Origin of the sequence: Nocardia sp. NPDC058176, assembly GCF_042883805.1 — a bacterium.
Lineage (GTDB): Bacteria > Actinomycetota > Actinomycetes > Mycobacteriales > Mycobacteriaceae > Nocardia.
Window position 1 is genome coordinate 1135786 of the sequence record NZ_JBHVVA010000001.1, and the last position, 20717, is coordinate 1156502.

Here is a 20717-nt window from a genome sequence, read left to right on the forward strand (position 1 = left end):
GCGTAACGATTCTGTAGGAACGGTAACTACCGACTTTTTCCCGGCGAACTGGTATCGACAACATTCGTCTGGGGAGTAGACCATGTCGCACAACATATTTCGCACGTCCTTACGGCGGATCGGCGTAGGCGCCGCCGCCTCCTCGGTCGCGCTGGCCGGGCTGTTTCCACTCACGATCGGACCCGCCTCGGCCCAGGCCGGGTGGCCGATCTGTACGGTGACGACCTCGACGCAGACCCTCGCCGCCGGATCGGCCATCGACGACCGCTACAACAGTGACCCGGCGCTGCGTGCGCTGCTCGGTGCCCCGACCGGCCCCGAACGCGAAAGCGAAGAGGGCGGGGTGTTCCTGCGCGACTACGCCGGTCCGCCCGAGGGACCGGGGATCCTGTACTCGCGGGCCGACACCGGTGTGCACGAGGTACACGGACTGATCAAGGAGACCATGTGGAACGCGGGCGGGCACCGCGCGACCGGTGTCCCGATCACCGACGAGTGCCCGACCGCCACACTCGGTGGCCGCTACAGCCACTTCAGCCGCGGCGGCACCACGCCGGAGGCCTCGATCTACTGGCGGCCCGGCGCGTCGGCACACTGGGTGCACGATTACGGGCAGGGCGGCTACGGCATCCACCGGAAGTGGGCCGACTCGGGGTGGGAGAACGGTCGCTACGGCTGGCCGACGACCAACACGATGAGCCTGGAGAACGGCTGGTACAACCACTTCACCGGCGGTGACTGGCAAGGCGCATCGATCTATTGGAGCCCGCAGACCGGCCCACACGGCGTCAACGGCCTCATCCGGGCCCGCTGGGCATCCCTCGGCTGGGAACGCTCGTACCTCGGCTACCCGGTGAGCGACGAGTACGACATCCCCGGCGGCAAGCGCAGCGACTTCGTCGGCGGTTGCGTCACCTGGAACAGCGCGACCGGCGCGGTCACCGACTCCGCCCGCTGCTGAGTCAGACTGCACCCGAGCTCATCCGGCGGTGCCGCTGGTGCAGGCGCCAATACCCGAGCCAGGACACCAGCACCGTCACCGCCGCGAGCACCCGCACCAGGCCCAGCGCGCTGTCGGGATAGATCACCCCGGTCAGGTAGTGGTCGATGAAGCCGGTCGCCGGCAATTCGGCCACTCCGGCCCGCTGGCGCGCCCAGTTCTCGGCATGGGTCAGCGGGCAGTCGAAGCCGATCAGGATGGTGCCGAAACCCCACGCCACCGCCAGCAGATGCAGACCGATCGTGCGTGGCCACCGCCACGCCAGGAAACCGCCGGCGACCACGTACGCGATGAACGCGACGTGCGTGACGGCGAAGACGTCGGCAAGCACCCGGAACGGCACCTTTTCAGGATAGTTCCCGGTCGAGCCCGGAATCATGATCGACATTCCGGTTCGGCATCGCTTGGTCAGGCGATCACCAGGGGGAGGGCCGGTAGTCCTTCAAGAAGCAGCCGTACAGGTCGACCCCGTTCTCACCCTGCACGATCGGGTCGTAGACGCGGGCGGCGCCGTCGACGAGGTCGAGCGGGGCGTGGAAGCCCTCCTCGGCCAGACGGACCTTCGTGTAGTGCGGGCGCTCGTCGGTGATCCAGCCGGTGTCGACGGCGGACATCAGGATCGAGTCCGCCTCGAACATCTCGAGCGCGCTGGTGCGGGTCAGCATGTTCAGTGCCGCCTTGGCCATGTTCGTGTGCGGATGACCGGGGCCCTTGTAGCCGCGGCCGAACTGACCCTCCATGGCCGAGACGTTGACCACGTACTTGCGGCGCCCGGCCGCGGCGGCCATCGTCGGCCGCAACCGCGAGACCAGGATGAACGGCGCGACCGAATTGCACAGCTGCACCTCGAGCAGCTCGGTGGCGTCGACCTCGCCGACGGTCTGCACCCAGCTGTTGGTGTGCGCGAGATCGGGGACGAGCCCGCCCGCGTCGATGGCGACACCGGCCGCGATCCGCTCCGGGGTCGCCGACCCGGCGACGAGGGCGAGTTCGGCCACGTCGACGGCCGACAGCGACGGGGTCAGCGAGGCGGTGAGCGCGGTCGGATGGGCCTGCATGGTCTTGCCGAAACTGACCATCTCCGGCAGCACGCCCGCGGGCAGCGGCGCGGTCTCGGCGTCGACGAGGGCGCTGTAGGCGCCCGCCGAGCGGCGCACGGTCTGGGCGGCGTTGTTGATCAGGATGTCGAGGGGTCCCTGGGCCGCGACATCATCGGCCAGCGCGACGACCTGGGCCGGGTCACGCAGATCGATGCCGACGATGCGCAGGCGGTGCAGCCAGTCGGCGCTGTCGTCCATCGCGGCGAAGCGGCGGATCGCGTCGTTGGGGAACCGGGTGGTGATGGTGGTGTGCGCGCCGTCGCGCAGCAGCCGCAGCGCGATGTACATGCCGATCTTGGCGCGGCCACCGGTGAGCAGCGCGCGCTTGCCCGACAGGTCGGTGCGGGCATCACGCTTGGCGTGGCTCGCGGCGGCGCAGTCGGGGCACAGCTGGTGGTAGAACGCGTCGACCTGGGTGTAGCGCTGCTTGCAGATGTAGCAGGGCCGCGCGCGCACCAGCGTGCCCGCGCTCGCGCCGGAGGTGGCCGAGCTGATCGGGATGCCGGCGGTCTCGTCGTCGATGCGCTGCGGTGAGCCGGTGGCGGTGGCCGCGATGACGGCGCGATCGGCGGTGGCGACCTGCTCGCGCGCCTCGATGCGACGACGCTGCTTGAGCTTCTTGAACATGTGCCCGACCGCGCGCTGCACCGCGATCGAATCGGGATGTTCCTTCTCCAGCTGCCCGGCTTGTTCCAGTACTCGCAGACAGGTCGCCAACTCGTCCGGATCGATCATGTTCTCGGTCATCGGGGAGTGCGACATTCCTTCGTGCGGGAGCGGTGGACGTGAACCATTGTCTCATTGGCCGCGCGCCAGACCCGCTGGGTATCGTGGTGCACCGTCACCGCAACCGCGCGGCGACCACCGAACCCGACGGAGCCCTCCGATTTCCCCGCTCGACACCGATACCGCAGACGCGCCGCGCAGGCGCAGGCTCGAACCCGACGAGCGACGCGCGCAGATCCTGGCATGTGCCATCGATATGTTCGGCGAGCGGCCGTACGCGGCGGTCTCGACCGCGGAACTGGCCCAGCGCGCCGGCGTGGCCCGCGGCCTGATCAACCACTATTTCGGCAACAAGCGCGACCTGTATCTGGCGGTCGTGCGCCGGATGGTGACCCTGCCGCGGCCGGAGAAGGTGTCGATCCCCGAGGGGACACCGAGCGAACGCGTCGACGCCATCGTCGGCTGGCTGCTCGACACCATCGCCGAACACGGCACCACCTGGGTGAAGGTCACCAGCCACGAGGGCGTCGGCGACGACCCCGAGGTGGAGCAGATCCTCGATCAGGCCGACGACGCCGCCGCCGAGCGCATGCTGGTGATGATCGGGCGCCCCGAACTGGCACAGAGTGCACAGTCGCGCGCGCTGGTCCTCGCCTACGCGGGGCTGGTGAAGGTCGCCGGACGCGAGTGGATCACCCGCGGCACGCTCACCAGGGACCAGGTGCATCGACTGCTCGCCGACACCCTGCGCACCGTGATCACCGAGACCATCCCGAGCCTGGAACCCCGCCAGGACGCGGTGGGTTAGGCGCTGATCCCGCGGCGCGGATGGGGCATCGCGATCTCGCGGGCGCTGTAGCGCTGTGGGCCCAGATGGCCGGGCGCGTGACCGCTGCGGCCGTAGGCCAGTTCGATCCGCTCCTCGCGGCGATGTTCGTACACCAGCGCCGCCAGCCCGCCGAGCAGGAACACCGCCGTGGCGATCCCGGCGATCACCGCCCAGCCGAAGTATCCCGAGCCCGCGGCCACCAGGGTGCAGGCCAGGCCGACCACCCCGATTCCGCACGCGATGATGCCGGGCACGTTGTAGTCGTCGGCCAGCAGGTCGCCTGCCTGGGCGTGCCAGTGCTGCCGGTCTGCCGAAGTGCTGCTCTCGGACATGGGGTCCTCCTCGCGAGCTGGGGATGCGCGCAGCGGCTCACTCATGACCAGCATGGACCCGGACCGGTCGCGCGGGCAAAGGTGTTTGCCGGTTCGTTACCCGTGTCGATGCCCCTGAATTCGGCGGCGGGCCTGCGGCAGAGCATTTGCCGTTTGCGCTGACCGACCGGTCGGGAGTCCTTATTCTCGTCGCGTGACCCGGCGCATCGTTGTGCGCGCCGGGGAGATCGGAGAGGGACCCGGGGTTGATGGCACGGTACGAGGAATGGGACGACGACCCCGAGGACGAGGTGGACGACCGGCGCTGGAACGGTCAGCGCTGGCCACACGCGACGCCGGCGGGCGCCGATGGGCTCGGCGGGGCGCAGCCACGGGTGAATCCCTACGCGATGGTGGCCTTGGCCGCCGCGCTGGTCCTGCTGTTCCCGATCGCCATCGTGTTCGGGCTGCTGTCGTTCGGCCATCCACGCGGCCGGGGGATCGCGGTGTTCGCCCTGCTGCTCGGCATCACGGAGGTGGCGGCGCTGGCCGTGGTGGGGCTCGCGATGTTCGGCGGGCTCGACGTGGAGCTGCCGAACCTGGCCACCACGACGACGAGCACCCCGGCATCCGCGCAGGGCGCGCCCTCCGCGACGGTGGTCCCGGTGGTGAGCCCGACCGACGACCGCCCGGCCGACCCGGGCATCGGCGTCGTCGAGAAGGGCACCGCGTGCCCGGCCGAGCGGGTCGGCCTGCTCGGCGTCGCGGCAGACGGTGCGACTCTGCTGTGTCTGCGCGGCACCGACGGATACACCTGGTCGGGCCCGTACCGGGTCGCCGGCTCCTACTACACCGAGGGGGCGAGGTGCGATCCGTCGGTGGACAAGTCGGGTCGCACCTCCGACAACCGCGCGCTGGTGTGCGAGGGCAGCGGGAGCACCGGCGCCTGGGTGCCGTGGACCGAGTAGGTCCTACTCGGTCTTCTTGGCGCGGCTCGGCTGCACGCGGGGCGGTTCGTTCGGCATCTTCGGATACTGCGGCGGCCACGGCGCGTCCATCAGCCCGGCGGCCATGTCGCGTTCGGACATCTCCAGCAGCGACTGGATCGACTGGGGCGCGCGGTCGGCCCACGGATCACCGTGTTCGGCCAGCCGGGCAGGGACGGTGGCGAGGGTGAGCTCGTCGGGCACGACCGTGTCGAGTTCGGTCCAGGCAATCGGGGTGGAGACCTGCCCGCCGACCTTGGGGCGCACCGACCAGGCGCCGAACACGGTCTTGTGCGGCGCGTTCTGGTTGTAGTCGATGAACACCCGCGACCCGCGTTCCTCCTTCCACCAGTGCGCGGTGATCTCCTCGGGGTAGCGGCGTTCGAGCTCCCTGGCCAGCGCGACGGCGGCCGCGCGCACCTCGTAGCCGTCCCAGCGTGGTTCCAGCGCGGCGTAGATGTGCAGCCCGCGCGAGCCGGAGGTCTTGATCCGGCTGTCGATGCCGTATTCGGCCAGCAGGTCGCGAGTGCGCGCCGCGCCGCGGCGCAGATCGTCGAAGCCGATGCCGGGCGAGGGGTCGAGATCGATCCGCAGTTCGTCGGCGATGCGCAGGTCGCCGATGTGGTTGGGCCAGACGTGGAAGCCGAGGCAGCCCTGGTTCACCGCCCACAGGATGTGCGCGAGATCGTGGGCGACCAGTGCGTCGCTGGTGGTGCCGTTGGGGGTGGACACCTCCACGGTCCGCAACCAGTCCGGTGCCGACTTGGGGACCCGCTTCTGGAACCAGGACTTGCCCGAGGCGCCGTCGGGATAGCGCTCCAGCAGCAGTGGGCGGTCGCCGATCACGCCGAGCAGCGGATCGGCCACTGCCTGGTAGTAGCGGACCAGATCGAGCTTGGTCTCCCCGCGCTTGCTGAAGTAGACCTTGTCCGGATTGCTGATCGACAGGGCGCGCCCGTCCACCTCGACCTCGACCGCGGCGCTCATCGCCGGGCTCCGAAGATCGCGCCGAGCTCGGCGGGCGCCACTTCGTCGAGCTGGGCGTAGGTACACGACTCGGGGGTGCGGTCGGCGCGGAAGCGGACCAGCCGCCCGCCGTGCCGGAATCGCCCCGACTGCACGTGCTCGTAGCGCACCTCCGCGACCAGCTCCGGCCGCAACGGCTCCCACGAGAGGTCCTTGCCACCGCTCCAGCGGCTCACCCCGCCCGGCATCTTGCCCTCGGCATTGGCCTGGGCGACCGCGTCGGCCCAGTCGCGCCAGGGGTGATCGACCAGCGCGTTCTCCCGCAGCGGCGCCAGCTCGCCGAGCAGTTCCCGCCGCCGCGCCGCCGTGAAACTGGACGCCACGCCCACATGATGCAGATTGCCTTCGTCGTCGAACAGGCCGAGCAGCAGGGACCCGACACCTTCGCCGTCCTTGTGCATCCGGTACCCCGCCACCACGCAGTCGGCGGTGCGCTCGTGCTTGACCTTGAGCATCACCCGCTTGTCCTGCAGATAGGCCAGGTCGTCGGCCTTGACCATGACACCGTCGAAACCGGCGCCCTCGAATCGGGTGAACCAGTCCTGGGCCACGTCGGGATCGTGGGTGATCGGAGTGAGGTGGATGCGGCCGGGCGCCGCGTCGAGCAGCGTCTCCAGCTCGCGTCGGCGTTCGGTGAACGGTTCGGCGGTCAGGTCGCGGTCGCCGTGGGCGAGCAGGTCGAAGGCGACGAAGCTGGCCGGTGTCTCCACGGCCAGCTTGTTGACCCGGGACGCCGCCGGATGCAGGCGCTGCTGCAGGGTGTCGAAATCGAGACCGTCGTCGGTGACGACCACGATCTCGCCGTCGACCACACAGCGCTGCGGCAGCGCGGCGGCCAACAGGTCGACCAGCTCGGGAAAATACCGGGTGAGTGGACGATCGTTGCGCGAACCCAGCTCGATCTCGTCGCCGTCGCGGAACACGATGCACCGGAACCCGTCCCACTTGGGTTCATAACTCAGCCCCGGCTCTCGTGGCAGCGACGGCGTCGACTTGGCCAGCATGGGGCGTACTGGCGGCATCACCGGTAGATCCATCCGATCCTGCTTCCTATTTCACTGCTCGGAGTTGAGCATTCGGATGTTTCGCTCTCCGCACGCACAGAGTGCTGTGCTGGAGTCCTGGACCGGCAGTCTGGTCCGTTGGCGATCGGTCCTTTCCTGGAGGATCTGCTTCACCAGCGTATGTGTGGTGTGCAGGGAGATGTCGGGATCTCCGTCGCGTTCCTGGATGTTGATCGCAGCGGCGTGGTCTGCTTGCCATACCGCCCTGCACTCGGTGCAGTGAAGCCGGTCCCCTGCGCGGACACCAAGGATGCTCGTGAAGGGAACGACTTGGGAGGTGTAGGCAGCGTTGACCAGCCGCACCGCAGAACCTCTGCGGTCCGACACGGCCTGAAGTGCTTCCGCGGTGACGCCTTTGGTCCACGCGGCGAGCCTTCGGTTCGTGTTCTTTCCCAGCTTCTTGCGGCTGGCGAAAGTCTTGGTGAGGTCTTCGGCCACGATCACCGCGGCCTTGTCGGCTACCTGGTGGACAGCTTGGAAGGTGATGTCGCGGACCCGGCACCGCCAGGCGTTCGAGCGTCGCTCAGGCTTGAGGATGCCGAGGTTGTTGACACGGATACGCTGGGCCTTCGCCAGGTCGCCGCGTTGCTCGGCGTTCTCCGCGACGCTGCGAAGCTTGGCGCGGCGGGCGTTCTTGGTCTTGCGGTGGTCGGACTCGGCCCTCAGCAGATCGCCCAGCTCGGTTCCGTGATGCTCACCGTCGGAGTCGGTGAGGACTTCGGTGTATCCCTTGTCGACGCCGACCGTGCGGTTTCCGACCGGCCGTTTCGAGGACTTCATCGCTGCGGCGTCGATCTGGTAGTGCACTTCGACCCGGTTGCCGCGCAAGATCAGCCGCAGTGTGCCGGAGGGAGCGACGGTGGTGTTCAGGGGGATACGGACGAGCTGTCGGCGTTCCAGCCCGGGCACGGCCAGCCAGACGTTCCCGCCCTCAGCGAGAGTGAACGTCTTGTATTGATCAGCACGGACCACGATCTGATTCGTGGTCCTGTTCCGGCCGCGCCGCCAGTGCTGGCGCATGAGCCTGGACAGGTAAGGACCTGTGTCCCAGGTGTCGCGGGCGAGCGCGGTGTACAGGCGGGTGCGCTCGGTCTTGCTCGTGGTGCGCCGGTTGATCGCCCGGCGGACCTCGACCTTCGCGGCGGCGCGGTTCGCGGTGATGTCGGCGACCGCATCGCGCACTGTTTCCTTCCAAGGGTTCGCCAGCACGCCGAAGGATTGCGCTGTGCCGTCGACGATCCACACATCGCGGATCTGCCGGTCCGACCACGCGAGGCCCTGTATCGAGCCGAACTGCCGCCACACCGTCGACCGCACCACACCAAGACGCCGAGCCTGCTCTTGGAGCTGCCCATACTTTCCGGCGTTGAGGTTGCTGCTGTACGCGATACGGGTGACCTTCACACGCTGCCGCCGGTCAGCTCGTCCTTCTGTCCAGGTGAGGACAGAAGTGAGTAAGGATCAGTCACTGGATGTCGCCTCCTCGTGGGTGGTGGTTCACCCGTGTCGACGTCGCGAGCACGCCCGATTCATCGGTCCGTGACCCGATCGTAGGTCGGCGCACCGACATCGCGACGGACCTCGACAGCGCGTTGGCGGCGCGAGGTCAGGAGTCGAGCCAGCCGTGTTCGTCGGCGAAGATGGCGAACCGGTCGCGGATGGTGATGATCTCGGCCGCGGTGAGGGCCGGGGAGGCGTCGAGCAGCAGTTCGGTGATCTGCTGGCGGAGTTCCTCGGCACCGAGCTTGTCGCCACCCGCGCGCTCCTTGCGTGCCTTGGGCGCGGTCGCGGACTGGCCGACAGCGGTCAGGTTGACGGCTTTGGGGCCCCGATCACCCTCGGTGACATCGAATTCGAACAACCGGCCCTGGCGCAGTTCGTCCTCGTCGAGGCCGATGTCGTTGACATGGACGAACACGTCCGGCCCGCCGTCATCGGGGCGAATGAACCCGAAACCCCGTGAACCGTCGAACGACACCAATTTCCCGATGGACACCAACCAGCTCCTCGCTCCGCATTCCCGAGGCAACTGTAACGCGGCTTTTGGGCGTTTTTCCCGGAAAGTGGATAGTCAGGGAAATCGATGAGCGGTCCTGGCCGGTGGACCGGTCACGGTCACAGCACGGTAACTGATTGTTCACTTGTGCTCGTTAGCGTCCCACTCCTGAGCGATGTGGTGTGGAGGTCGTAGGCGAGTGTTGGACCCCGGTGCGGGGATGAGGTCGGGGGGATACGAGGCCGGTCGCGGCGTGCTGGTGACGACGCGGCGAACCGGAACCGACGCGGTGTGTTTCCGGCCGCCGACACCGCCCGTCGCGCTTCTCGCGCCACGGCCGCGGCCCGCGCGGGTACCGCTCGCGCCGGCCCAGGAGCGGATGTGGCAGGCCGCCCGGCTCGGCCGGTCCGCGGACTGGAATGTGGCGCGGGCCATGCGTTTACGTGGCGCGCCCGTCGATGTGACGGCCCTGCGCGCGGCCATCGGGCACCTGGTCCGGCGCCACGAACCGCTGCGGACCCGCTATCCGGTGACCGAGCACGGCCCGGTCCAGGTGGTGGCCGACCCCGCCGAGGTCGCGCTCGATGTGGCCGAAAGTGGCGTCACCGAAGCCGAACTCGGGCCCGCGATCGCCGCGCTGGCCCGTCTGCCCTTCGATCTCGCCACCGATCTCCCGCTGCGGGCGCGGATGTACGTGCTTGCCCCCGATGACGTGGTCATCGCCCTTGTCGTGCACCACATCTCGGTCGACGGCCGGTCGATGGGCCCGCTGATCCGTGATCTGATCACCGCCTACCTGTCCTGCCGAGCCGGTACCGCACCGGACTGGGCGCCGTTGCCGATCACCTACACCGACTACACGCTGTGGAAGCACGAACAGCTCGGGGAGTTCACCGACGAGTGGAGCCGGGCCACCCATCAGCTGCGGTACTGGGCCAATGCGCTGGCCGGCCGCCCCGCCCTGCTCGACCTGCCCGTGCGCGAACCGTCGGGCCCGCAGGCGGATCCGGCGACCGGTGCGCTGCTGCCGATCTCGTTCGACGCGCGCGCCCACGCCGGTTTGCTGCGGCTGGCACAGGACGGGCGGGCGAGTCTGTTCATGGTGCTGCAGGCCGCCTTCGCGGTGGCGGTCGGCGCGTTCGCCCGCAGCAGGGATGTCACCGTCGCCACCGCGGTGTCGGGGCGCGATCACCGGCTGCTCGACGATCTGGTCGGCAATTTCTCCGACGACGTGCTGATGCGGGTGCGCCTGGATCGTGCGGGCGATGTCGACGAACTCGTCGACCAGGTCCGCCGGGTCGCACTGGCCGCCTACGCCCACCCAGACACCCCCAACCCCCGGCTCAAGCGCTGCCTGCTCCAGGACGCCACCTTCCCGCTGTTCCAGGCGACGCTCATCCTGCAGCGCGCCGAGACTCCCCGCGCCGCCACGGAACCCGGCGCGGGCCTTTCGATCACCGAGGTACCCACCGGCGTGATCAGGGCCAAGCACGATCTCGAGTTCGGGCTCACCGAGCACTACGATTCGCACGGCGCGCCCGCCGGAATCGACGGCTCCTTCATCTACCCGACCGCCCGGTTCGACGAGGACACCGCCGACCGGTTCGTCGCCCGCTTCCGCGCGGTCGTCGGTCTGCTCGCCGACGGCTATCGCGGGCCACTTCCGCCCCTGCTGGCCGCTTCGGGCCGTTCCCGCTCGTTGGCGCCCGCTCGCCGGGCGGTGACGGTACTGGTCTGATCAGCCACCGCGCTCGAGCGCGTGGCCCGCGTCGCGCCAGGCGATGATGCCGCCCGCCAAGCTGTACGCGTCGTAGCCGGCCCGATGGGCCAGTGCGGCGAATCGCTGGGACGTCTCGCCGATCGGGCACACGAACACCACCGGCCGGGATCGGGCGAACGGCACGCCTTGGGTGAGCATGTCGTCGAGCTGGTCGTCGCGGATGTTGAGGGCGCCGGGCACGTGCCCGACGCGATAGGCCATCGCGCCGCGGGTGTCGACGATGGTGGGCCTGCCGGTCCGGTCCAGCGCGGCGAGCTCGTCGGGTGACAGGGCGGGAGCGGTGTCGTCGGGTCCGGGGGCGGGCGGACCGGTCGGTGCGCCGAAGAGCTCGGGTCGGCGCTTGGCGAAGTAGGACAGATACGGTTCGAGCCGGTCGCACACGATCAGGACCGCGACGAGCGGGCGATCGGGCGGGCGCGGCGCGGCGGCGAGGGTGCGCAGGGCGGCGGCGTACCCGGCGCCGCTGGTGGGTCCGGCGAGCACGCCGTAGCCGCGGACCAGGTCGAGGGTGGCGGTGATCGCGGCTGCCGAGTCGACGGTGACGATCTCGTCGTAGAAGTCCGGCCGGAACAGCCCGACCTCCCACATCTCGCGCTCGGAACGGATCCCGGGAATGAAGTCGAACCGGTCCGACACCACCCCGACGGTGCGCAGCGCCGGATGGTGCGCCAGCAGCGCGGTCGCGGTGCCGCGGGTGGAGCCGGTGGTGCCGAGCCCACCGATCAGGTAGTCGAGATGCGCGATCCCGGCATCGGCGAGATCGGTGGCGATCTCGGTGCCGGTGCCGTCGTGATGAGCGGCGATGTTGCGCTCGTTGGTGTACTGCGAGGGGTGATACCAGCGGTGCGGCGCCTGGCCGATGGTGTGCTCGATGACCGCGGAGACGTCATCGGCGGCATGCGGGTCGGGGCACTCCGACAGGCCGGGCAGTTCCACGATCTCGGTGTCGAGCAGCTGCAACAGCTGCCTGACCTCGGCCACCCTGATCCGATTGGTGACCGCCCGCAACGGAATGCCGTGCAATGCGCCGAGCACCCGCAGTGCCTTGGCGGTGTTGCCACTGGAGGCCTCGATGAACGACTGTCCGCCCGCGGCGACCCGGTCCAGGTCGTCACGGATCATCGCCCACGCGACGCGGTCCTTCACCGAACCGAACGGGTTGTGCGACTCCAGTTTCGCGTAGAGCTCGACCCCGTCCAAGCCGTGGACAGCGGGGTCGAGGCGCAGCAGGGGAGTGTTGCCGATGAGCTCGGTGATGTGGGAGTAGACCATCAGCGGGCCTCGGGGCGATAGTCGCCATCGGGACACAGCACGAAACCGCCATCATGGTGCAGCACAGCGACTTTCGTGGGCAGCGGGTGCATGCCGGCCTGCGCCGCCGACAAATCCGTGTGATAGGCGGCGGTGTTGACGAACACCACCGGATCGCCCGGCGCGGGCAGCCCGGCGAGCCGCACCTGCCGCTGGGTGATCAGATCCCGTTCCAGACACAGCTGCCCGGCGAAATACACCCCGACCGCCGTGGATTCGGGTGGGTCGGCGAGAACGATCGGATCGATGAGGACCTCCTGATCGGCCGCGGTCACGGTGTCGCGGCTCAGGTTCAGATGCACCAGCTGGGCGCCGTTGCCCGCTCGCTTCACGAATTCGACCTCTGCCACGGTGATTCCGGCCTGATCGACCAGTGCCTTGCCCGGCTCCAGCCACAATTCCAGGAGATTGTCGGCGAGCACTGTGCCCAATGCCCGCCCGCCATGACCCGGCAGCGGAGCGGCGAGCAGTTCGGCGAAAATGGCCGCCGCGGACTCGGTGTTGGCGTACTTGTGGAACACCGGTCCGCCGTGCGCGGTGCCGTCGGCGACGTGATAGCCGAACGTGTTCGCGCCCCAGTGCACCGCGGGACCGCGCCCGAGCAGGCCCGCGCGCAGGGCGGCATCGTAGGCGTCGTAGTTCCCGGCATCGGCGGTGAAGACCTGGCGCAGGCCGCCGCCGATGTCGAGCACCGTCGGCGTGAGATCGCGCGCGTACGCCCGTTCGATCAGGTCGAGGCAGTCGCCCGCCGCCTGGACTCGTTCGGCCGTCGCCGCGGTGTCGAGGTGGAACGCCACCCCGAGGAACCGTAACCGCTCGCGATGCCGGACCAGCAGATCGAAGGCCAGGTCGATCTCGGTGAGGTCCACACCGAACCGGCTCGGCGCACTGCCCGCGAAGCCGGAAACCCGCAGCAGGACAGCGACATTCGCGGTCGCCAGCTCGGCCAGCCGCGCGAGCTCCCAGAGATTGTCGACATTCACCGTCACCCCGGCGGCCAGCGCGGCGCGCAGCAGCGTCGCGCCCTTCGGCCCGGTCACCTCGATCCGATCCGGCGCGAATCCGGCGGCCAGCGCCGAGCGCAATTCCTGGACCGAGGACACGTCGACGGCGATCCCCGCCCGCGCGGCCGTCCGGGCGAACGCCGCCGAGTTGTTCACCTTGTGCGCGTAGCAGATCCGGTGGCGCGCAGACCCGGCGTCCGAGACCGCCCGCAGCGCGGCGAGATTCGCCTCGAACACCTGCGGGAACACCAGGTGCAGGGGCGAGCCGAACCGGTGCAGCGCCGCGCGCACGGCTTCGCGGTCGTCGAGGAAGGCGGCGACCAACGGATGCAGCGCGGCGGGAACGGCGGGCGGCGTCATCCCACCGACGCACCCGGCACCGGCGCCGACACGGCGTCGACCGGGTTGTAGCCGCCGTCGCGCAGCGCCTCGAAGACCCGGAACCGGTTACGTGGGCTACGGATCCCCGCGACCACCCGCTTGGCCTCCAGATCGATCTCCACGACGGGGATGTCCATCGACTCGAGCAGCGCTGTGATCGTGCGGACACAGTGCCGACAGCTCATATCGGGCACCGAGAACACACCGTCGTCGTCGCGGGAATCGTCGAGCGCCACCACGGTGGTGTCCTCGACCACCTCGACCGTGTCCGCCAGCACCGCGACGGTCTCGACGAAACGGTCGACGACCGTCGCCAGCACATGCACCGCGGCACCGTCGACCGTCCGGGGCGCCGCGGCCAGGCAGGTGGGCCTGGTGCCCGGCGCGAGCAACGCGTACTGACGGGAGATCAGATCGAGGTCGTCGTGATACTTCGCCACCGCGGCCTCGATGTCGAGTCCCTCCTCGGTGGTGGCCCGGTGCATCACGGCCCGCGCGTCGGCGATCGTCGCGTCCTTCATGGCGCGCAGGGTGGCGATGGACTCGGCGGTGTAGCGCACGCTGCCATCGGGCTGGGTGGCCAGGCGCACCGGAATCATCCCGCGCCGGAAGGTCGAGGCCTGCAACTCCCAGAACCAGCGGGTGGCGACCGCGGCGAAGATGCCGGAATCGCGCAGGCCCCCGGCCAGCTCGGCGATCCCGCGATAGGGCGTGTCGGCCGCGATCAGCCCGTGCTGGACCAGCGCCCGTCCCGCCGCCTCCACACCGACCCGGAAGATCTCGTGCGGATCGTGATCGGTGGTGGTCGCGGTGAGCACGGTGTGGTCGTGGGCGGGCAGGGCGGCGGCACGCTCCGGCAGACCGGCGGCCGCCAGCGAACGCCACAGTGCCAGCACCGCCTCGCGCGCGACGACGGCGAGTGCGGGACCGGCGCCCGCGGTGCGGAAATACCCGGTGTTGGGCACACCCGCAGTGTCGGTCCAGGTGATCCGATGCGTCGCGCTGGTCACCTGCTCCGGACGGCACGGGCGCATGAACCGCTCCAGATACATCCGCTGCGACTGGGTGAGGTGACTGCCGGTCTCGGCCGGTAAAGCCGTGGCCCGGAAGGTGATCCGCGCGGGCACGGAGGTCTCCGTGGCCGCGAAGAGCCCGGGTGCGGCCAGGCGGGCCAGTACCTCGGACGCACCGCGGCGATCGTAGTGTGGCGCGGGGGACGTACCCATCGTTCCTCCTCGGCTGCTCGGGCAGGTCGTGCTCAACGCCGGTGCCCGGCGATGCCGGACACACAGGCGACGAATCGATCGATCTCGTCGAGGGTGTTGTAGAGATGGGTGCTCACCCGCACCGAACCCGTCCCGGCGTCGGCCGAGGGCACGCAGTGCGCTCCGGTACGGACCAGGAAACCCGCGTCGGCCAGCACGAACCCGAGATCGGCCGCGCTGATCCCGTCGAGGGTGAACGAGACGATCCCGTACCCGACCGCGCAGCTCGCGTGGGCCGGACCCGGCAGGAACTCGACCCCGGGAATCGGGCGCAGCCCCTCGATGAGACAGCGGGTGAGCTCACGGTTGTGCGCGGCGACGGCGAACAGGTCGAGTTCGTCGAGCAGATCGAAGGCGGGTGCCAGGGAGAGGATTCCGGGAATGTTGTAGGTGCCGCCCTCGAGCAGTTCCGGCATACCGGTCCCGACGAGGCCCGCCTCGGTGATCCGCACACCGGAATGCCCACCGGGCAGGAACGGGCGCAGCTGCTCGTGCACGCGCCGTCGGCAGTACAGCAGGCCGGTGCCGGGTGCCCCGAACATCTTGTGCGCGGCGAACACCGCGAAATCGGCGCCGAGCTCGGTCACGTCCACCGGCAGGTGCCCGCCGCTCTGCGAGCAGTCGAAACACAGCGCGATGGCGGGGTCGATCCGGCCGCGCAGCTCCTCGAGCGTGGTGAGCCCGCCGTAGACGTGGTGCAGGTGGCTGGTGGTGATCAGCCGGGTGCGCGGGCCGACCTGGGCGAGGATGTCGTCGGTGTCGGCCTCACCGGTCACGGTGCTGCGATAGGGGCGGAGCACGATCCGGCGCCCGAACCGGGCCATGGTGTCGCGCAGGTGGTGCCACGGCAGCACATTGGCGGCGTGATCGGCGGGGTTGTAGAGGATCTCGTCACCATCGTCGAGGACGGCAAGGCCCCAGCTGTGCGCGATCGCGCCGAGCGCGGCGGTCGCCCCGCTGGTGAACACGATCTCGTCCGGATACCGCGCACCGAGGAAACCGGCGGCGCGCGTGCGGATCGCGGCGATCCGCGCGGCGAGGGTGGTCGCCCAGCTGTAGCTGCCCCGGCCCGCGTTCGCGGTGTGCTCGGCGTGATAGGCCGTCACCGCCGCGATAACGGTATCGGGCTTCTGGGTGGTGGCGGCGCTGTCGAGATACACCACATCGGGATCGGCCAGGGCCGGGAAGCGCTGCCGAACGGCGGCGGGCACCGGCGTGGGCGCGTGCGGCACCGGCACGGCGGCGAGCGCGGGCCGGAGAGGGTGCACCCGATCAACGATACGCGCGCGCAACGCTTTTCGAGCCGAGGTGGCGTCAGTACTTGCCCTGGAGATAGTCGACGAGCTGCTCGCGTTCGGCGGCGAGCTCGGTGATCGCGCTCTTGACCACATCGCCGATGCTGACGATGCCGACCAGTCGGTTCCGCTCGATGACGGGCATGTGCCGGATCCGGTGCTCGGTCATGACCGTGCGCAGGGAATCGACGTGGTCCTCGGGTCCGCAGGTCCGGACCTGCGCGGTCATGATGTCGGTGACCGGCTGATCGAGCAGGGCGGCACCGTGCTCGTGGAGGCGGCGCACCACATCGCGCTCGGACACGATGCCGGTGATCGTGGCGCCATCGGGAGAGACCACCACCGCGCCGATGTTGCGCTCGGCGAGCACCCGCAGCAGGGCGCGCACCGTTGTCTGCGGCTCCACCGTGGTGACCGCCGCTCCCTTGTTCCGCAGGATCTCCGCTATCCGCATGTGCCGCTCACCTGTGTCCCGTGCCGACGTTGCCTCTCAGCATGCCCCGACGGACCGGGTCTGACCAGCACGAAGACGTTACGACCGCGTCATTCGTCGTCCAGCCCCGCGGACAGGTAGGCCGCGGCGGCCAGCCACTGACGACACTGTGGTCCGTGCACATCGTGCTGGCGCAGCATCTCGCGCGCCTGCCGATAGGTGAGCCCGTTGGGCTCGTCGGTACAGGCGGTCGGCGGCACTCCCGCCGCGCCGAGGTGTCGCGGGACCTCGAGGCCGGCGGTACCGGCCGAGACCCGGCGGGGTGATCGAAACGGAATGCTCATCCGTGGCCCCTCACATCCGGCGCCGGGAGGCAGGTCTCCGGCGCGTGGGGCCGGATGCACCTCCCGGTGATCTTGCAAACCGAGTCTACGGCCGCTTCGTTTGCAGATGCAAGAACATCTGCACAGTCGAATCGGTCGTGTCGGATCGGTGATCGGCTTGTGGCGCTTGCGAATTCAGGGGACTGGACGTCACCTTCTCGCACGGGCCCAGGTCGTGACGTCGGGTAAGTACCGACCGGTGCGTGGTGGTCGCGAGCATGTTAATCTGCGCATCGCACAGTGCATCTGCAAGAACGTTTGTGCGTGCATCTGTAACTTTCGTACCGGTGGGCATCATTCGAGAACCAGGAGTGTGGCATGTCCGGAATGCGGCATGATCAGCGTGAACGTCCGGGCACGGGTGCCTGGCGCAAGAGCACCTTCAGCAACCCCAGCGGGAACTGCGTGGAGGTTGCCGAAGCGACGGACGGTTCGGTCGCCGTGCGCAACTCGCGCGACCCGCAGGGCTCGGTGATCTTCTACACCCGGCCCGAGATCGACGCATTCATCCGCGGCGCGAAGGCCGGAGAGTTCGACTACCTGACCCGCTGATGGGTAATATCGGCGTCCATGACGGCTGAACCCGACGAGATCGGTCGCGTGCAACCGGTTGTCGACCGCGGCCCCACCGTGCTGCGGATCGCGCTCGGTGGGCAGTTGCGGAAACTTCGCGAGAGCAAGGGCATCACCCGTGAGGCCGCGGGTGATGCGATCCGTGGTTCCCACGCCAAGATCAGCCGACTCGAGTTGGGGCGCACCGGTTTCAAGGAGCGCGACATCCGCGATCTGCTCACGCTCTACGGCGTGCACGACACCGCGGAGCGCGCCTCCTTCTTCGAACTCGCCAGGCAGGCAAGTGAACCCGGCTGGTGGCATCGCTACAGCGATCTGCTGCCCTCCTGGTTCAGTACCTACCTCGGGCTCGAGCAGGCGGCCAGCCAGATCAGGACCTACGAGGCGCAGCTGGTGCCCGGTCTGCTGCAGACCCCGGAATACACCAGGGCGATCGTCACCCTCGGCTTCGACGACGCCGACACCGAACGTCGGGTGCAGGTGCGTCAACGGCGCCAGGACGTGTTGCGCCGGGTCGACCCACCGGTGGTGTGAGCGGTGATCGACGAGGCCGTGCTGCATCGCCCGATCGGCGGCCGCGAGGTGCACCGCGCCCAGCTGCGCCACCTGGCCGAGTTGTCGACGCTGCCGAACGTGACCGTGCAGGTCCTGCCGTACTCGGCGGGTGGGCACGCGGCGGCGGGGAGCTCGTTCAGCATCCTGCGCTTCGCCGAGCCCGAGCTGCCCGACATCGTCTACCTCGAGCAACTCACCAGCGCGCTCTATCTGGAGCGGCGCCAGGATCTGGCGCTGTATCTGTCGGTCATGGATCAGCTCAGCGTGCAGGCCTCACGGCCGGATCGTTCGCGGGAGATCCTGCTCGACTACGCCAACCGGGACTGACGCCTAGCGGAGCGAATCCGCCGGAACGACCGGCCGACCGAGCGTGCTCGGTCGGCCTTTGCCGTGGCGGGTCAGTAGCGGATACAGCCTGCGGCGATGCGCCAGAACGTGTCGGGGGTCAGCATCTGCAGATCCCAGTCGTCGGCCAGTTCGTGCGCGGTGGTCACGATCCGGTCGATGTCGAAATCGTTGCGAGTCGCCGCGCCGGTGGACTCCACGGCGTCGATGACGAAGGCAACCGCGGTTTCCCTGGAGCACCCTGCGGTGACGGGGTGGGTGGTCGCTGCGCGATCAGCGAGGCCGTATCGGCCGTTGGTGTTGTTCATGTGAACGCCCCTGTGTGTAGGCAGTGGCAAACCCAAGGCAACTATAGCCCCAGGCGTGCCGCTCGCGGCCTCCCCTGACTGTCCCCTGAATTGTGTTGCGGCCCTGAGTTTAGGACGGAGACACTTTCAGATGCAAGCACATCTGCATGATCGATTCCGTCTCGATGCGGCGTATTTCCCGGCTTCTGAGCGGCGAATCCACGTTTACGCCACCGTCATCGCGACGGGTCGCGGGGGAACAGGGGTGTGACCGGCGGTTCACCGGTGACATGGGGTGGTGACGGTATTACCGCCGGTCTGTCCGGATCGCGCGATCGGGCGAAATAACCTGTGTTGGTTAATTTTCGGCTATCGAATCGCCGCGACGGCGGCCTCGATCGGCTCGGATCCGGAGACCAGCTCCAGCGTGCGGTGAAAGGTGTTGTCCGCGACCAAGATCGACGCCAGGGTCGCGGCGACATCGGCGCGCGGCACTTCTCCGCGCGGAATCGGCGGTGCGCCGAGCGTGACCAGACCGTTGCCTTCGGCGTCGGTGAGAATGCCGGGACGCAGGACCGTCCAGTCGAGTTCGCGGGACTTCAGGTCCGCTTCGGCCCGGGTCTTGGCATCGATGTAGGCGGCCCACACCTCGTCGGTGCCGGGGGCGGGCGGACTGCCCGCGCCCATCGTCGAGATCTGCACGAACCGGCGGACGCCGGTCTGCTCGGCGGCGTCGGCCAGCTGAACCGAGCCGTTGAGGTCGACGGTGTACTTGCGGGCGGCCCCGCTGCCGGGCCCGGCGCCCGCGGCGAACACCACCGCGTCCGATCCGTCGACCGCGGCCGCGAGGTCGGCCGGGGTGTCGCGTTCCATGTCGTAGATGACCGGGACGCCGCCGGTCGCGGCGATGTCGGCGGCCTGGCCGGGATCGCGGATGAGCGCGTGGACCTGGTCGCCACGGCGGGTGAGTTGCTGGGCCAGCAACAGGGCGATCTTGCCGTGTCCACCGGCGACGACGATGCGCATGGGAAGGGCTCCTTTCGAGCGGCTCGGCGGGGGAGTCAGCGTTCCGGTCCGCCGGGATTGCAGTTGGCCGACACCGTGGCCTGATAGCCGACATCGGGGCGCCACGGTTCGAGATTCCAGCTCGGCTTGTCGGGCGCCACCATCCTCGCCCACACCCAGTGGCAGAGGAACTGGTCTCGCATGCCCGGCGCGTCGGCGGTGGCGTCGAGGGCGAGCACTTCCCGCCAGGCGAGTTCATCGGTGCCGGGGGCGGCGGTCTTGCGGCCCGCGACGGTGGGGAAGACCAGCAGCCGGGGACCGTCGATGTTCTCGGTCCACCGCACGGTGTCGATGAGCGGCAGGCCCGCGTACGGGTCGACGGTGGTCGTCGGCGGCGGGATGGTGGCCGGCACCCTGTTGGCGGTCGTGCTCGGCGAGGTCGTGGTCGTGGCGACGACGGTCTCCTCGACCGTCGAACCGCAACCGGTGAGCGCGGCCAGCGCCAGCACGGCGAGTGCGGGCCGGTACAGCCACCGTGTCACGAACGCCCCTTCACTGCTCCGGTGCCGCGGTCACCGACGTGGCCGCCCGGCCAGCCTAGTGCGGCGAGCCGGGCGGTGTCGGTGGCGGCGGGATCAGTGCCACAACGATCGGCAGGGCAATCGGCGCAGACCTGGGCCGACGCGGCCGTCCACGGTCACCAGCAGGCCCGAGTGCACGGCGGCCGAGGTGAACTCCCAGACCTCGGCCTGGGTGGCGGCGTATTCGAGGACGAGCGCGTCCTGCGGGGTGGGACCGTCGAAGTAGACGGTGATGCGGCGGGTGGGTATCTCGGCCGGGTCGATGCGGTCGGAGGTGGCGGCGATGTTCTCGTCGAGGGGGATCATGGCGTGTGCTCCTTTCGCCCCGGCGCTGGTGAGCGCCTTCCTACCGAACAGTAGGACTCGCGCCATCGAGCAGAACGTGTTCTGGTTTTCGCCTGGAGATCTCACAGTGGCCCGGGATCGGGACGGTGTGGCTCCCACAGGTGTGCGGCAGATGGCTTGCCTCCGGTCACAAGGG

General features: G+C 69.2%; 22 protein-coding genes and 1 pseudogene. 6 read left to right on the top strand and 17 right to left on the bottom strand.

Annotated elements, in window-relative coordinates:
• The first annotated feature begins 82 nt into the window (after positions 1-82).
• Positions 83-961: an LGFP repeat-containing protein gene (locus ACFVVM_RS05365; protein ID WP_387613163.1), complete on the top strand. Its 879-nt coding sequence runs from the start codon at positions 83-85 to the stop codon at positions 959-961.
• Position 962: 1 nt separating this feature from the next.
• Here the strand turns inward: ACFVVM_RS05365 and ACFVVM_RS05370 are convergent, their stop codons facing one another.
• Both ACFVVM_RS05370 and ACFVVM_RS05375 read right to left on the bottom strand, forming a co-directional pair.
• Positions 963-1343, bottom strand: a complete 381-nt coding sequence (locus ACFVVM_RS05370) for a DUF2784 domain-containing protein (RefSeq protein ID WP_387613165.1) — start codon at positions 1341-1343, stop codon at positions 963-965.
• A gap of 73 nt (positions 1344-1416) precedes the next feature.
• Complete coding sequence (locus ACFVVM_RS05375) at positions 1417-2847, bottom strand: SDR family NAD(P)-dependent oxidoreductase (RefSeq protein WP_387613167.1); 1431 nt, start codon at positions 2845-2847, stop codon at positions 1417-1419.
• Positions 2848-3082: 235 nt separating this feature from the next.
• Between ACFVVM_RS05375 and ACFVVM_RS05380 the strand changes: the two genes are divergently transcribed.
• Positions 3083-3634: a TetR/AcrR family transcriptional regulator gene (locus ACFVVM_RS05380; protein WP_387613169.1), complete on the top strand. Its 552-nt coding sequence runs from the start codon at positions 3083-3085 to the stop codon at positions 3632-3634.
• Here ACFVVM_RS05380 and ACFVVM_RS05385 read toward each other — a convergent pair.
• Entirely contained in the window at positions 3631-3987 is a 357-nt protein-coding gene (locus tag ACFVVM_RS05385) for a hypothetical protein (protein WP_387613171.1), read from the bottom strand. The genes ACFVVM_RS05380 and ACFVVM_RS05385 overlap by 4 nt on opposite strands.
• A 248-nt stretch (positions 3988-4235) precedes the next feature.
• Here ACFVVM_RS05385 and ACFVVM_RS05390 point away from each other — a divergent pair, with 248 nt between their 5' ends.
• Positions 4236-4934 carry a hypothetical protein gene (locus ACFVVM_RS05390; protein WP_387613173.1) on the top strand — a complete coding sequence of 233 codons (699 nt, stop codon included), beginning with the start codon at positions 4236-4238 and terminating at the stop codon, positions 4932-4934.
• Positions 4935-4937: 3 nt separating this feature from the next.
• Here ACFVVM_RS05390 and ligD read toward each other — a convergent pair whose 3' ends face one another.
• From ligD to ACFVVM_RS05410, 4 genes are all read right to left on the bottom strand, one after another.
• Entirely contained in the window at positions 4938-5939 is a 1002-nt protein-coding gene (gene ligD / locus ACFVVM_RS05395; RefSeq protein WP_387613175.1) for a non-homologous end-joining DNA ligase, read from the bottom strand.
• On the bottom strand, positions 5936-7015 hold the full coding sequence (locus ACFVVM_RS05400) for an ATP-dependent DNA ligase (protein ID WP_387613177.1): 1080 nt from the start codon (positions 7013-7015) through the stop codon (positions 5936-5938). The genes ligD and ACFVVM_RS05400 overlap by 4 nt, the downstream gene beginning before the upstream one ends.
• An 18-nt stretch (positions 7016-7033) precedes the next feature.
• Positions 7034-8446, bottom strand: a complete 1413-nt coding sequence (locus ACFVVM_RS05405) for a zinc ribbon domain-containing protein (RefSeq protein ID WP_387613179.1) — start codon at positions 8444-8446, stop codon at positions 7034-7036.
• Between the two features lie 202 nt (positions 8447-8648).
• Positions 8649-9041 (bottom strand): cold shock domain-containing protein, encoded by a 393-nt coding sequence (locus ACFVVM_RS05410; RefSeq protein WP_387613181.1) that lies wholly within the window; start codon positions 9039-9041, stop codon positions 8649-8651.
• Between the two features lie 217 nt (positions 9042-9258).
• On the opposite strand from ACFVVM_RS05410, the gene ACFVVM_RS05415 reads away from it, so the two are divergent.
• Positions 9259-10776, top strand: a complete 1518-nt coding sequence (locus tag ACFVVM_RS05415) for a condensation domain-containing protein (RefSeq protein ID WP_387613183.1) — start codon at positions 9259-9261, stop codon at positions 10774-10776.
• Here ACFVVM_RS05415 and ACFVVM_RS05420 read toward each other — a convergent pair whose 3' ends face one another.
• The 6 genes from ACFVVM_RS05420 to ACFVVM_RS05445 form a co-directional block, all read right to left on the bottom strand.
• Positions 10777-12090: a pyridoxal-phosphate dependent enzyme gene (locus ACFVVM_RS05420; protein WP_387613185.1), complete on the bottom strand. Its 1314-nt coding sequence runs from the start codon at positions 12088-12090 to the stop codon at positions 10777-10779. It abuts the gene before it with no gap.
• A complete protein-coding gene (locus tag ACFVVM_RS05425; protein ID WP_387613186.1) occupies positions 12090-13493 on the bottom strand; it encodes an alanine racemase in 1404 nt (467 codons plus the stop codon). The genes ACFVVM_RS05420 and ACFVVM_RS05425 overlap by 1 nt, the downstream gene beginning before the upstream one ends.
• Positions 13490-14740: a heavy-metal-associated domain-containing protein gene (locus tag ACFVVM_RS05430; RefSeq protein WP_387613188.1), complete on the bottom strand. Its 1251-nt coding sequence runs from the start codon at positions 14738-14740 to the stop codon at positions 13490-13492. Before ACFVVM_RS05430 ends, ACFVVM_RS05425 begins: the two co-directional genes overlap by 4 nt.
• Positions 14741-14772: 32 nt before the next feature.
• On the bottom strand, positions 14773-16047 hold the full coding sequence (locus ACFVVM_RS05435) for an aminotransferase class V-fold PLP-dependent enzyme (protein ID WP_387613190.1): 1275 nt from the start codon (positions 16045-16047) through the stop codon (positions 14773-14775).
• 46 nt (positions 16048-16093) lie between these two features.
• Positions 16094-16528 (bottom strand): CBS domain-containing protein, encoded by a 435-nt coding sequence (locus ACFVVM_RS05440; protein WP_387613192.1) that lies wholly within the window; start codon positions 16526-16528, stop codon positions 16094-16096.
• 89 nt (positions 16529-16617) lie between these two features.
• Positions 16618-16851 carry a hypothetical protein gene (locus ACFVVM_RS05445; protein ID WP_387613193.1) on the bottom strand — a complete coding sequence of 78 codons (234 nt, stop codon included), beginning with the start codon at positions 16849-16851 and terminating at the stop codon, positions 16618-16620.
• A 357-nt stretch (positions 16852-17208) separates the two neighbouring features.
• On the opposite strand from ACFVVM_RS05445, the gene ACFVVM_RS05450 reads away from it, so the two are divergent.
• A complete protein-coding gene (locus tag ACFVVM_RS05450) occupies positions 17209-17442 on the top strand; it encodes a DUF397 domain-containing protein (RefSeq protein ID WP_387613195.1) in 234 nt (77 codons plus the stop codon).
• Between the two features lie 18 nt (positions 17443-17460).
• A pseudogene (locus ACFVVM_RS05455) lies at positions 17461-18345 on the top strand (helix-turn-helix domain-containing protein).
• A gap of 71 nt (positions 18346-18416) precedes the next feature.
• On the opposite strand, the gene ACFVVM_RS05460 reads toward ACFVVM_RS05455, so the two are convergent.
• The 4 genes from ACFVVM_RS05460 to ACFVVM_RS05475 form a co-directional block, all read right to left on the bottom strand.
• Complete coding sequence (locus ACFVVM_RS05460) at positions 18417-18671, bottom strand: hypothetical protein (protein ID WP_071928500.1); 255 nt, start codon at positions 18669-18671, stop codon at positions 18417-18419.
• A gap of 348 nt (positions 18672-19019) precedes the next feature.
• The gene (locus tag ACFVVM_RS05465) at positions 19020-19676 is read right to left on the bottom strand and encodes an NAD(P)-binding oxidoreductase (protein WP_387613198.1); all 657 of its coding nucleotides are present in this window, start codon (positions 19674-19676) and stop codon (positions 19020-19022) included.
• A gap of 35 nt (positions 19677-19711) precedes the next feature.
• The gene (locus tag ACFVVM_RS05470) at positions 19712-20197 is read right to left on the bottom strand and encodes a DUF2599 domain-containing protein (RefSeq protein WP_387613200.1); all 486 of its coding nucleotides are present in this window, start codon (positions 20195-20197) and stop codon (positions 19712-19714) included.
• A gap of 93 nt (positions 20198-20290) precedes the next feature.
• Positions 20291-20608, bottom strand: a complete 318-nt coding sequence (locus ACFVVM_RS05475; protein WP_387613202.1) for a hypothetical protein — start codon at positions 20606-20608, stop codon at positions 20291-20293.
• Between the last annotated feature and the right edge of the window lie 109 nt (positions 20609-20717).